The 12159-nt window shown below is 65.7% G+C and carries 10 protein-coding genes; 4 read left to right on the top strand and 6 right to left on the bottom strand.

What is annotated here, in order from left to right; genetic code table 11:
• Nucleotides 1–24: 24 nt before the first annotated feature.
• Together RT697_RS00505 and RT697_RS00500 are read left to right on the top strand one after the other, a co-directional pair.
• Entirely contained in the window at nt 25–450 is a 426-nt protein-coding gene (locus tag RT697_RS00505) for an organic hydroperoxide resistance protein (protein WP_313696499.1), read from the top strand.
• 316 nt (nt 451–766) lie between these two features.
• Nucleotides 767–1804 carry a DUF2235 domain-containing protein gene (locus RT697_RS00500; RefSeq protein WP_313696498.1) on the top strand — a complete coding sequence of 346 codons (1038 nt, stop codon included), beginning with the start codon at nt 767–769 and terminating at the stop codon, nt 1802–1804.
• Nucleotides 1805–1841: 37 nt separating this feature from the next.
• Here RT697_RS00500 and RT697_RS00495 read toward each other — a convergent pair whose 3' ends face one another.
• Nucleotides 1842–2684 (bottom strand): IclR family transcriptional regulator, encoded by an 843-nt coding sequence (locus tag RT697_RS00495; RefSeq protein WP_313696497.1) that lies wholly within the window; start codon nt 2682–2684, stop codon nt 1842–1844.
• 161 nt (nt 2685–2845) lie between these two features.
• Between RT697_RS00495 and RT697_RS00490 the strand changes: the two genes are divergently transcribed.
• Both RT697_RS00490 and RT697_RS00485 read left to right on the top strand, forming a co-directional pair.
• Nucleotides 2846–3835, top strand: a complete 990-nt coding sequence (locus tag RT697_RS00490) for a tripartite tricarboxylate transporter substrate binding protein (protein WP_313696496.1) — start codon at nt 2846–2848, stop codon at nt 3833–3835.
• Nucleotides 3836–3965: 130 nt separating this feature from the next.
• The gene (locus tag RT697_RS00485; RefSeq protein WP_313696495.1) at nt 3966–6317 is read left to right on the top strand and encodes a cytochrome P450/oxidoreductase; all 2352 of its coding nucleotides are present in this window, start codon (nt 3966–3968) and stop codon (nt 6315–6317) included.
• Between the two features lie 395 nt (nt 6318–6712).
• Here RT697_RS00485 and RT697_RS00480 read toward each other — a convergent pair whose 3' ends face one another.
• The 5 genes from RT697_RS00480 to RT697_RS00460 all read right to left on the bottom strand — a co-directional run bounded on the left by RT697_RS00480 (nt 6713) and on the right by RT697_RS00460 (nt 12159).
• Nucleotides 6713–8017 carry an ABC transporter substrate-binding protein gene (locus RT697_RS00480; protein WP_313696494.1) on the bottom strand — a complete coding sequence of 435 codons (1305 nt, stop codon included), beginning with the start codon at nt 8015–8017 and terminating at the stop codon, nt 6713–6715.
• Nucleotides 8018–8054: 37 nt separating this feature from the next.
• Nucleotides 8055–9179, bottom strand: a complete 1125-nt coding sequence (locus tag RT697_RS00475; protein ID WP_313696493.1) for a zinc-dependent alcohol dehydrogenase family protein — start codon at nt 9177–9179, stop codon at nt 8055–8057.
• An 86-nt stretch (nt 9180–9265) separates the two neighbouring features.
• Nucleotides 9266–10018 carry a glucose 1-dehydrogenase gene (locus RT697_RS00470; RefSeq protein ID WP_175137849.1) on the bottom strand — a complete coding sequence of 251 codons (753 nt, stop codon included), beginning with the start codon at nt 10016–10018 and terminating at the stop codon, nt 9266–9268.
• A gap of 27 nt (nt 10019–10045) precedes the next feature.
• On the bottom strand, nt 10046–11482 hold the full coding sequence (locus RT697_RS00465; protein WP_313696492.1) for an aldehyde dehydrogenase family protein: 1437 nt from the start codon (nt 11480–11482) through the stop codon (nt 10046–10048).
• Between the two features lie 20 nt (nt 11483–11502).
• A complete protein-coding gene (locus tag RT697_RS00460) occupies nt 11503–12159 on the bottom strand; it encodes an ATP-binding cassette domain-containing protein (RefSeq protein WP_313696491.1) in 657 nt (218 codons plus the stop codon).

The following is a 12159-nucleotide window of genomic DNA, read 5'->3' as shown; positions in this document are numbered from 1 at the left end:
CGCGCCGACCATCCTGGAGTCATCATGGCCAAGCAACTCGAGCAGGTTCTCTACACCGCCCACACCCACACCACCGCCGGCCGCGAAGGCGCGGGACGCAGCAGCGACGGCGCGCTGGACGTCACGCTGAGCACGCCCGGGTCCGGCAAGCCCGGCACCAATCCCGAACAGCTTTTTGGCGTGGGCTACTCGGCCTGCTTCATGGGCGCGATCAAGCGCGCCGGCGCCACCCACGGCATCACCGTGCCGCGCGACATCGCCATCGACGCCAGCGTGTCGCTGGGCAAGGTCGACAACGGCGCCAACTTCGCGCTTGGCGTCACGCTGGCCGTCGCGCTGCCGGGATTGACCGGCGAGCAGAAGCAATTGCTGGTCGAATCGGCGCACCAGCTCTGCCCGTATTCGCGCGCGATTCGCGACAACATCGATGTGCAATTCCAGATCGTGTGAACGGGGGATTGTCCCTGTTTGCAACGGCGGCCTTCGGGCCGCTTTTTTTCGCGTTCTGGATACCATCCACGCACGCTTTGGACGGCTCCTGATGCTGTAGTAAAGGCGTACTCTTGAAAGCGGTACGCCGCGCAAATGCCGCCAGCACGCAACGTCGCGCACGCGGGGCTAGGCACAAAGGTGGTGTACGAACATGCAGCAGGGAAACCCCGCGCCCTGCCTTCGACGCGCCGCGTGCTAGCTTGCCTCACGCAGGCGTTGTCCCAGCCGGCAGCATAGGTATCGCAAGCCTTTATCTGTGTGTGGGGAGACGATCATGGTGAAGAACCTCGCCGTATTCTTCGACGGCACGTGGAACGAACCCAACGACCGCACCAACGTCTACGAGCTCTACAAAGCCGCGCCCGAGACCAGCACGCAGGAAACGTTCTATATCGAGGGCGTGGGGACACAAGGCCAGGGTCTGTGGTCCGCCATCGACAAATTCATGGGCGGCGCGTTCGGCGCAGGCCTGTCGGCCAACATCCGCGAAGGCTACCGCTGGCTCTGTCAGCGCCACGAGCCCGGCGACCGCATCTTCCTCTTCGGTTTCAGCCGCGGCGCCTATTCCGCGCGCAGTCTGGCGGGCATGGTGCGCAAATGCGGTCTGCTCAAGGAACCCACCGACAACAACGTCTCCGAGGCCTACTCGCTGTACCGCGACGACTGTACCCCGTCATCCCTGGAAGCGGCCGCCTTCCGCGAGCGGTTTTCGCGCGACACCGACCTGCACTTCGTCGGCGTGTGGGACACCGTCGGCAGCCTCGGCATCCCCGTCGGCGGCGTCTCGTTTCCCGGCTTTTCCAGCTTCTACAACTTCCACGACACCGAACTGAGCAACCATGTCCTGAACGCCTTCCACGCCATCGCCACTAACGAATACCGCGAGCCGTACTTCCCCACGCTATGGACCCGCCGCGCAGGTTCCCCGCCACGGCCGGCGCATTTGCCCGTGGAACAGCGCTGGTTCATCGGCGCGCATTCGGACGTGGGCGGCGGGTATCAGGATGGGAGCTTGCAGACGCTGCCGGCGGCGTGGCTGCAGGAGAAGGCTCGGCAGGCGGGGCTGGAGACGGGGACGGTGCAGCGGATCTCGACCGATTATGAACAGTGCGAACCGCATGATTCGTACAAGGAGTTCACGGAGAAGGTGCCGATTCCGGTGAAGCGGCGGCCCAGGGTGTGGGATCGGGAGACGGTGTTGAATTTGACGATCGATGATCGGCTGCTCGGGAGGTTCGAGCGGAATCAGGCGTTCTTGAAGGAGTATCCGGATTTCAGGGATGCGTTGGAGAGGTTGGAGGTGGGGAGGTAGGTTTACTCGTCTGAATCAGCGACGGTCCTGCGGAGAATCACTCCGCCACGTACCCCAACGCCACACTGGCCGCCAGCGCCTCGCGCTTTACCGCGGCCACCACCGCCCCGCCCTCGGACACATCAAACCCGCCCGTCGCGCCCAGCGCGGTCAATACCGCGCAGACCCGGCCGGTATGGTCATACAGCGGCGCCGACACGGCGCTGATGCCGCGCAGATTGGTGTCTTTCACCGTGGCGCACCCCGCTGCCCGTACATCGCGCCGCAAGACGCCGATGGGATCGTCGCGATCCAGCAGCGCGCGCTGCTCGGCCGGGGCGCCGGCCAGTTCGGCTTCCGCCAGCGCCCGCACCGGCGCCTCGTCCAGCAAACCCAGAAAAGCCCGCCCCGTCGCCGACCACAGCATCGACAGCACCGACCCGACGCGCACGTTCACGGTGACCGGCAGGCCGGGTTCCTCGAAGCGGACGATGGTCGGGCCTTTGTTGCCCATGACTGCGATGAAGCAGGTGACGGCCAGGCTTTCGCGCAGGCGCACGAGTGCGGGTTCGCCGATGCGCAGGGGATCGGCCTGGCGCATGGCGGCCACGCCGACGTAGAGGGCTTCGAGGCCCAGGTGGTACTGCTGCGTCGCCACTTCCTGGTCGACCAGGCCTTCGGCGATCAGGCTCATCAGGTAGCGGTGGACCTTGGCGGGGCTTTCGCCGACGTGGGCGGCCAGCGCCGTGAGGCTGGCGCGGCCGCCCAGGCGAGCAAGGCCTTTCAGCACCGACATGCCGGTTTCCGCAGCCTGGACCCGCTGCCGGCGTTCGCGCGGCCGGGCGGCCGGATCCTGGGCGGATTCGAGGTCGGATTCAGGCGGCAAGGCGGCTTTGCTCATAGGGGAATACAGCTCCGGGGGCAGACGCTCGCCGGCAAACGAGGGACCGAAAGCCTGGAGCGGCACTAAGGTTAACCCTTCTTCAAAAATTACGCATTGCGTATATGCTTTACGCAAATAAGGAATGCACTTTTGACATTCCACAACGAGGAGACTTGTCCATGCGCAGTGTTAAACACCACTTCCTGGCCGGCCTGATGGCCCTGCCCCTCCTGGCTTGTGCCAGCGCGTCCGCACAGCAGGCGGCTGCCGATTACCCGTCCAAGCCCGTGCGCTGGATCGTGCCGTACGCCGCAGGCGGTGGGTCGGACTTCCTGGCGCGCAGCATCGGGCAGGGATTGACCGGGCGCCTGCACCAGCCTGTGGTGATCGAGAACAAGCCGGGCGGCAACACGGCGATTGCGGCGTCGGAAACGGCGCGCGCCCCGGCGGACGGCTACACGATGCTGTCCGCCGACAACGGCACGCTGGTGTTCAACCCGGCGCTCTACAAGAAGCTGTCGTACGACCCGGCGAAGGATCTGGCGCCAGTCACGCTGATGGGACGGTTTCCGATGATCCTGGTGGTCGGTCCGGCCATGAAGGTCAACTCGGCCAAGGAATTTCTGGCCGAAGCCAAGGCGCGCAAGGAAGGCCTGGACTACGCGTCGGCGGGCGCGGGCAGTCCGCACCACCTGGCGATGGAGTTGCTGAAGGTCGAGGCGGGGCTGACCCTGACGCACGTGCCCTACCGCGGCGCGTCGCCCGCGCTGGCGGACGTGGCCGGCGGGCAGGTGCCGGCGATGATGGTGGACCTGGCCGCTGGCGCCGGCTTCATCAACGGCGGCAAGGTGAAGGCGCTGGCGGTGGCCAATCCGACCCGCCTGCCGCAGTTGCCCGACGTGCCGACCTTTGCCGAAATCGGTCTGAAGAACGTGGAAGCCGCGGCGCAGGTCGGCGTGGTGGTGCCGGCCGCGACGCCCAAGCCGGTGATCGACGCGCTGAACAAGCAGGTCGTCGCGACCATCAATGATCCGGCCACGCGCCAGCGTCTGGTGGAGTTCGGCATCGAGCCGATCGGCAACACGCCCGCGCAGTACGCCGAAATGCTGACCGCCGAGCGCGCCCGCTGGCAGAAGCTGATCAAGGATCTGGGCATCACGCTGGACTGAGCATCACGCTGGAAGGCATCACGCTGAACCCGCATCACCGGCCCGCCGCACGCTGTATGCCGCACGCCATACGCCGCACGCCATACGCGCACCCCGGCGGGCCCGCAAGACGAACACACGGAACGACCTCATGAACCAAGCATCCGCCACCCCGCGCCCCTCGGGCTGTCCCATCGACCACGCCGCGTGGGCTGCGGCGCAGAGCCCGACGGGCTGTCCGGTCAGCGCGCGCGCCGCCCAGTTCGACCCCTTTGGCGACGGCTACCAGCAGGACCCGCCGGAATACGTGCGCTGGGCGCGCGACCAGGAGCCGGTGTTCTACAGCCCGCAACTGGGCTACTGGGTCGTGACGCGCTACGACGACATCAAGGCGATCTTCCGCGACAACATCACGTTCAGCCCGTCGATTGCGCTGGAGAAGATCACGCCGACGGGGCCGGAGGCCAACGCGGTGCTGGCGTCGTACGGCTATGCCATGAACCGTACGCTGGTGAACGAGGACGAGCCCGCGCACATGCCGCGCCGCCGCGTGCTGATGGATCCGTTCACGCCTGAAGAATTGAAACATCACGAACCGATGGTGCGCCGCCTGACGCGCGAATACGTTGACCGCTTCATCGACGACGGCCGCGCCGATCTCGTGGACCAGATGCTGTGGGAGGTGCCGCTGACCGTGGCGCTGCACTTTCTGGGGGTGCCCGAAGAAGACATGGACCTGCTGCGGCAATATTCCATCGCGCACACCGTCAACACCTGGGGCCGTCCCAAGCCCGAGGAACAGGTTGCCGTCGCGCACGCGGTGGGTAATTTCTGGCAGTTGGCCGGGAAGATCCTGGACAAGATGCGGCAGGATCCGTCCGGCCCGGGCTGGATGCAATACGGCCTGCGCAAGCAGCAGACGCATCCGGAGGTGGTCACCGATTCGTACCTGCATTCGATGATGATGGCCGGCATTGTCGCGGCGCACGAGACCACCGCGAATGCGTCGGCCAACGCGATCAAGCTGTTGCTGCAGCATCCGCAGGCCTGGCAAGAGATCTGCGAGGATCCGAACCTGATTCCCAACGCAGTTGAAGAATGCTTGCGCCACAACGGCTCGGTGGCGGCCTGGCGGCGGCTGGCCACGCGCGACGTGGAGATCGCGGGCGTCGCCATTCCCGCCGGATCCAAGCTGCTGATCGTGACCTCGTCGGCCAACCATGACGAGGGCCAGTTTGAAGACGCCGACCTCTTTGACATCCGCCGCGAGAATGCGAGTGACCAGCTCACCTTTGGCTACGGCGCGCACCAGTGCATGGGCAAGAACCTGGCGCGCATGGAGATGCAGATCTTCCTGGAAGAGCTGACGCGCCGCTTGCCGCATCTGAAGCTGGCGGAACAGTCTTTTACGTATGTGCCCAACACGTCGTTCCGCGGTCCCGAGCATCTTTGGGTGGAATGGGATCCGGCGCGGAATCCCGAACGCGTGAATCCATCATTGCTGGACGGCAAGCATCCCGTGCGCATCGGCGAGCCGTCGTCGCACGCCATCACCCGCCCCGTCGTCGTGCAAAGCGCCGTACAGGCCGCGGACGGCATCCTGCGGCTGCGCCTGGTGTCGCCGGACGGCAAGCCCCTGCCCCGCTGGTCGCCCGGATCGCACATCGATGTGGAATGTGGCGACACCGGCCTGTCACGCCAGTATTCGCTGTGCGGCGATCCTGCCGAGACCGGCGTGTTTGAGATTGCCGTGCTACGCGAGGCGGATGGCCGCGGCGGGTCGGCGTGGATGCACGCGAACGCGACGCCTGGTGCACGGCTGCGCATTCGTGGTCCGCGCAATCACTTCCGGATGGACGAGTCGGCCTCGAAGCTCGTTCTGATCGCGGGCGGCATCGGGATCACGCCGATCAGCGCGATGGCGCGGCGCGCGCGGGAGTTGGGGCTGGATTATGAATTGCATTACAGCGGGCGTTCGCGCGGCTGCATGGCAATGGCCGAGGAGCTGGCGTCGCTGCACGGCGACCGCCTGCATCTGCACGTGAAGGACGAAGGCGGCCGCGCCGATTACGCCGCCCTGCTCGCCGAGCCGCGCGCCGGCACGCAAGTGTATGCCTGCGGCCCGCAGGGTCTGCTGGATGCGCTGGCTGGATGCTGCGCGGAGTGGCCGGAGGATGCGCTGCGGGTGGAGCATTTCCATTCCACGCTGGGGACATTGGATCCGTCGAAGGAACAGTCCTTTGAGGCCGTGCTGAAGGATTCCGGCATCGTCATCACCGTGCCTGCGGACCAGACGCTGCTGACTGCGCTGCGCGGCGCCAACATCGACGTGCAGAGCGATTGCGAGGAAGGGTTGTGCGGATCTTGCGAGGTGCGCGTCCTGGAAGGCGACATCGACCACCGCGACGTGGTGCTGACTCGGGGGGAACGCGAGGCGAATAACAAGATGATGGCTTGTTGCTCGCGGTCTTGCGGGGGGAAGAAGGTGGTGTTGGAGCTGTAGGCGGCTGGGGTGGGCTGTTGCCGGTGTCAGACACCCGGGTGAGACCCTGCCGGGCTTGCCGCAGTGGCGCCAGGGTGTCAGACACCTGGTTCAGTGCGGTATCTGACACCTGGGCCAGCGTGCGCATGAGGTGTCTGACACCCTGGTGAAATATCGGAGCAAATGAGGTGTCTGACACCCTGGTGAAATGTCGGACCAAATGAGGTGTCTGACACCCTGGTGAAATGTCGGACCAAATGAGGTGTCTGACACCCTGGTGAGACGCTGCCGGGCTTGCTGCGGTGGAGCAAGGGTGTCAGACACCTGGCAATGCACGCGTCGCAAAAAAAACGCCCCGGCGTTCACGCCGGGGCTATCCCTGCACCACACACTGCTGCTTGCTCAGTCCTTCCCGATCAGTTCGGGAACACCTTGATCTGATCGCTCTTCAACACCTCGGGCGTGAGGCTCTTCTCGATCCACGCCATCGACGTGTCCGTCACCCCCGGCGTGACCAGTTCAGCCGGCACGATGGTGATGTCCGCCAGCACCTTGAACGGGTACTTGTCGCTCTTCTTGGTCACGCCGAACAGCTGCGCTTCCAAGGCCTGCCCGTCGGCGCGGTGCATCTTCACCTCACGCCCGTAGCCCTTGAAGCTCACGTCGTGCATCGCAGCCGCCACCTGTTCAGGCGTCGGCCAGTTGCCGCCGTTGTCCTTGATGGCCTTTTCGTAGCCGGCCTTCAGGCCGTTGATGCCTTGCACCATGTGATAGACCGAGTAGATCGGATAGGCGCCGGTCTTGTCGTGGAATTTCTTCACGAAGGCCTGGTGCTTGGGATCGTCCTTGGTTTCCGGGTGCAGGAAGTAATGGTCGCCACGCGCGCCGACCAGGACGCCTTCCGGCAACGCATTGCCCAGGCGTTCCAGCGAGCTTTCGGCCAGCGACAGCACGAAGGTGGAGTTCTTGAACAGGTTGCGCTGCGAAGCCTGACGCACGAAGTTGTCCAGGTCGCCGCCCCACGAAGTCGAGACGATCACGTCCGGGCGCAGCGCCTGCAGGCGGCTGATTTCGGTGGAGAAGTCGGCGGCGCCGAACTTGGGGAACATCTCGGCGACGACCTTGACGTCGGGCTTGAACTTCTTGAGCGCGGCCAGGAAGATGTCGCGCGAGTCGCGGCCCCAGGCGTAGTCCTGGTTGACGATGGCGATTGTCTTGAAGTCGGGCTTCACCTTCATCAGATACAGCACCTGCGCGACCATCTCGGTGGTGGCGTTGGCCTGCGTGCGCACGACGTACTTGTATTTCTTGCCTTCCAGCGCCTTTTCCGTGCCGCAGTCCCACAGCACGTTCAGCACCTTCAGGTCCTCGGCCACGGGCGCGACGATGTTGCAGTGGCCGCTGGAAATGGCCGACAGCATCACGCGCGTGCCGCCTTCGGCCAGGCGCCGGTACTCGGACAGCAGCTTCTCGCCGCCGCCGCCTTCGTCGATGTAGCTGGGCACGATCTTGACGCCGTCGATGCCGCCGTTGGCGTTGATCTCTTCGATCAGAATGTCGGCCGCGTCGCGGGCCGGCACACCGAACACGGACGCCGAGCCCGACAGGAAGGTCGAGATGCCGACGTTCAATTCCTTGGGCTTATCGGCGGCGATGGCCAGCGTGGTCAGGCCCGACAGCAGGGTGGCGCCCAGGAGGGCCGCCAGTCTTGAGGTCTTCATGGTGTTGTCTCCAGTGTTGTTGGTCGGGTCTGTGCCCTTAGAAAACGATGGCGTCGCGCAGGCTGCCGCCGGTGGCGAGGTGATCGAACCCCTCGTTGATCTGGTCCAGCGAAAACGATTGGCCCATCATCCTGTCCACCGGCAGGCGGCCGGCCTTGTACAGGTCGATGTAGCGGCTGATGTCGATGGCGGGCACGCCCGAGCCCAGGTAGCTGCCCCGGATCTCGCGCTCTTCGCCCACCATCTGCGACAGCGACAGCGGGAAGCTGAACTTGGGGTTGGGCAGGCCTGACGTCACGGTGGCGCCGCCGCGGCGTGTGAGCTTGTAGGCGGTCTCGAAGGCCGGCACGGCGCCCGCCATGTCGAAGCCGAAGTCCACACGCCCGCCCGCCAGATCCATGAGGTCGTCGTCGGTCTTGACCTGCTTCGGGTTGACGAGGTGCGTGGCGCCCAGTTCTTTCGCCAGCGCCAGCTTCTCGTCGCTGAGGTCGATGGCCACCACGCGGCGCGCGCCCGCGGCAACTGCCGCCAGCAGTGCGCTCAGGCCCACGCCGCCCAGCCCCACGATCGCGGCGGTGTCGCCCACCTTGATGCGCGCGCGGTTGATGACCGCGCCGGCGCCGGTCAGCACGGCGCAGCCGAACAACGCGGCCTCGCGGTGGCTGAGCTCGACGTTCACCTTGACGCACGAGCGCCGCGACACCACGGCGTACTCCGCAAAGCAGGACACGCCGGTGTGATGGTTGATGTATTCGTCGCCGATGTGCAGGCGGCGTTCGCCGCCCAACAACGTTCCCTTGGTGTTGGCCACCGCGCCCGGTTCGCACAGCGCGGGCCGGCCTTCCATGCACGGATTGCAGCAGCCGCAACTGGGCACGAACACCATGGCGACGTGATCACCCGCCTTCAGGTCCGTGACACCCGGTCCGGTTTCCACGACTTCGCCGGACGATTCATGCCCCAGCACGATCGGCACGCCGCGCGGCCGGTCGCCGTTGATGACGGACAGGTCCGAATGGCACAGCCCGGCCGCACGGATCCTGACCAGCACCTCGCCGAACCCGGGCGGGTCCAGCTCGATATCCGTGATGGTCAGGGGCCGGGTCTGCGCATACGGTCCTTCGACCCCCACTTGCCGCAATAACGCCGCTTTGATTTTCATGCGTCTTCATCCACAGAAGTGATCCGGACCGCGGGCGGTCGCGGCATCCGGCATGCCGCGACCCCGCGGCAAGCCGGCGTCCAAACCTATACCGTGCGTCCGCCGTCGACGGGGAACTCCACGCCGGTGATGAACTCGGCCGCATCGCTGGCCAGGAACAGCGCGGCCGCGGCCACATCGGACGGCTGGCAGAAACGGCCCAGCGGAATGGTCGACACGAACTTCGCGCGGTTCTCGGGCGTGTCGGGCAGGCCCATGAAAAGCTCGAACATGCCGGTCACGCCCATGACCGGGCAGATGGCGTTCACGCGGATGCCTTCGCCGCCCAGCTCCACGGCCATCGACTTGGACAGCACATTGACCGCGCCCTTGGACGCGTTGTACCAACTGAGGCCCGGGCGCGGACGGATACCGGCCGTCGACCCGATGTTCAGGATCACGCCGCGCTTCTGCTTGCGCATGACGGGCACGACGGCCTGCGCCATGTGATAGATCGACTTCACGTTGATGTCGAACATACGGTCGAAGGTGGCCTCGTCCACGTCCAGCATCGGCTGGTTCTTATGCGTGATGGCGGCGTTGTTGACCACGATGTCCACAGCGCCGAATTTGTCGAGCGCGGCGCGCACCACGTTGTCGATGTCGGCGCGGCTGGACACGTCGGCCTTGACGGCCAGCGCGGCGTCGCCGATCTCGGCAGCCACGCGGTCGGCGGCCTCTTTATTGATGTCCGCGATCACGACCTTGGCGCCTTCCTTGGCGTACAGCTTGACGATGCCCTCGCCGAAACCGTTACCGCCGCCCGTGACGATCGCAACCTTGCCTTGCAACTGGCTCATTTTCTGTCTCCGTATGATGCGCGGCGATCACTCGCCATAGAACTGAATCAGGGTCTTGGTCGTGCTCATCTCTTCCAGCGCGATGAAGCCCTTTTCCCGGCCGTGGCCGCTTTTCTTGACGCCGCCGAAGGGCAGCTCGACACCGCCGCCCGCGCCGAAGCCGTTGATGTAGACCTGGCCGCACTTGATGCCGCGCGCCACGCGCTGCTGGCGTCCGCCGTTTTCGGTCCAGACCGCGCCCAACAGACCGTAATCGGTGGCGTTGGCCAGGCGGATGGCCTCGGCCTCGTCGGCGAAGGGCAGCGCGACCAGCACGGGGCCGAAGATCTCCTGCGTCAGCAGGTCGCTGTCATGGCTGGTGGCGGCAAAGAGCGTGGGTTTGACGAAGTAGCCGCCCTGCGGCACGCCATCGGCAATGCCGCCTTCGGCCGCGACCTGCAAGCCCTCGGACAGGCCCTTGGCGATGTAGCGGTTGACGCGGTCGTACTGCGCCTTGTTGACGACGGGGCCGCAGGTCAGGTCCATGTCCGGCGTGCCGGCGCGCACCTTGGAAAATTCCTCGCCCAGCGCCTTCATGAAGTCGGCGTAGATGCCTTTTTGCACCAGCAGCCGGCTGCCCGCGGTGCAGGTCTGGCCGGTGTTGTGGACGATGCCCTTGACGATGGCCGGGATGGCGAGCTTGTAGTTAGCGTCGTCAAAGACGATGTGCGCCGACTTGCCGCCCAGTTCCAGCACGCACTTGACCGCGTTGAGCGCGGCGGCCTGCTGGACCAGCACGCCGACTTCGTTCGAGCCGGTGAAGGTGATGAAGTTGATTCCGGGATGGCGCGACAGCGCGGCGCCGGCCTCTTCGCCCAGGCCCGAGACGATGTTCAGCGCGCCCGGCGGAAAGCCCACTTCCAGCGCCAGTTCGGCCACGCGGATGATCGACAGGCACGCGTCCTCGGCGGGCTTGACCACCGCTGCGTTGCCCATGGCAAGCGCCGGCGCCACGCTGCGGCCGAACATCTGCGCGGGGTAGTTCCACGGAATGATGTGCGCGGTGACGCCCAGCGGCTCGCGGATGAGCTGCACCGAATAGTCTTTCTGGAAGGGAATGGTCTGGCCGTGCACCTTGTCGGCCGCACCGCCGTAGAACTCGAAGTAGCGGGCCAGCACGGTGATGTCGCCGCGCGCGGTGGACATGGGCTTGCCGGTGTCGCGCGATTCCAGCTGCGCCAGTTCCTCGTGGTGCGCCAGCACGCTTTCGCCCAGGCGCATCAGCAGGCGGCCGCGTTCCAGCGCGGTCATGTCGCCCCAGGCGCCTTCCAGCGCGTCGCGCGCGGCCTGCACCGCCGCGTTGACGTCGGCCTGCTGGCCGCGCGGGATGGTGGTGAACACCTCGCCGTCTACGGGGGAAACGACCTCGATCGTGCGCCCGTCCTGGGCATCGACCTGGCGGCCGCCGATAATCATCTGCGTCATGGGAATGTCTCCGTGGGGTATCAGTTCAGCGTGATCGAGCCGCGCTCGATCGTCCATATCTGGTCGGGGATGTCGCCCAGCAGCTTCACGTTGGATTCGGTGATGACCACACACAGGTCGGGCTGCATTTCCTTGAGCCGGCCCAGCGCCTCGGTGTAGTCGCGCGCCAGTTTGGGCGCGAGCCCCTGGAAGGGTTCATCCAGCATCAAAAGCCGGGTGCCGACCATGACGGCCCGCGCCAGCGCCACCATCTTGCCCTGCCCGCCCGACAACGCGGAGCCGGACCGCTTGAGCATGGGTTCCAGCTGCGGCACCACCTTCAGCACGGTGTCCATGCGCGCCTGGATCTCGGCCTTGGACTGGCCCTGCACTTCGCACGGCAGGTGCAGGTTTTCCTCGACGGTCATGGTCGGGAAGATGACGCGGTCTTCGGGCGCGTAACCCACCTTCATTGCGGCGCGCTTGTGGCCGGGCAGCGACGTGAGGTCGGTGCCGTCGAACGCGATCTTGCCGGAACGGATGCGCGTCAGGCCCATGATGGTGCGCAGCAGCGTGGTCTTGCCCGCGCCGTTGCGCCCGACGATGCCGATGGTGCGCGACGCTTCAAAGCTGGCGCTGACGTCGCGCAGGATTCGATTGCCCGCCAGGTCGACGTTGATGGCCGATAGATTCAACAT

The sequence above is a fragment of the Achromobacter sp. genome, from assembly GCF_032113835.1.
In the GTDB taxonomy this organism is placed as follows: domain Bacteria; phylum Pseudomonadota; class Gammaproteobacteria; order Burkholderiales; family Burkholderiaceae_B; genus Achromobacter.
The sequence above is the reverse complement of the archived record's forward strand: the minus strand, read 5'-3'. Positions and strand labels throughout refer to the sequence as shown.

Coding starts and splice junctions, on each gene's coding strand:
- RT697_RS00505 (WP_313696499.1), top strand. CDS start 25: ATGGCCAAGCAACTCGAGCAGGTTCTCTACACCGCCCACACCCACACC.
- RT697_RS00480 (WP_313696494.1), bottom strand. CDS start 8,017: ATGAAGACCTCAAGACTGGCGGCCCTCCTGGGCGCCACCCTGCTGTCG.
- RT697_RS00460 (WP_313696491.1), bottom strand. CDS start 12,159: ATGTTGAATCTATCGGCCATCAACGTCGACCTGGCGGGCAATCGAATC.
- RT697_RS00475 (WP_313696493.1), bottom strand. CDS start 9,179: ATGAAAATCAAAGCGGCGTTATTGCGGCAAGTGGGGGTCGAAGGACCG.
- RT697_RS00490 (WP_313696496.1), top strand. CDS start 2,846: ATGCGCAGTGTTAAACACCACTTCCTGGCCGGCCTGATGGCCCTGCCC.
- RT697_RS00470 (WP_175137849.1), bottom strand. CDS start 10,018: ATGAGCCAGTTGCAAGGCAAGGTTGCGATCGTCACGGGCGGCGGTAAC.
- RT697_RS00500 (WP_313696498.1), top strand. CDS start 767: ATGGTGAAGAACCTCGCCGTATTCTTCGACGGCACGTGGAACGAACCC.
- RT697_RS00495 (WP_313696497.1), bottom strand. CDS start 2,684: ATGAGCAAAGCCGCCTTGCCGCCTGAATCCGACCTCGAATCCGCCCAG.
- RT697_RS00485 (WP_313696495.1), top strand. CDS start 3,966: ATGAACCAAGCATCCGCCACCCCGCGCCCCTCGGGCTGTCCCATCGAC.
- RT697_RS00465 (WP_313696492.1), bottom strand. CDS start 11,482: ATGACGCAGATGATTATCGGCGGCCGCCAGGTCGATGCCCAGGACGGG.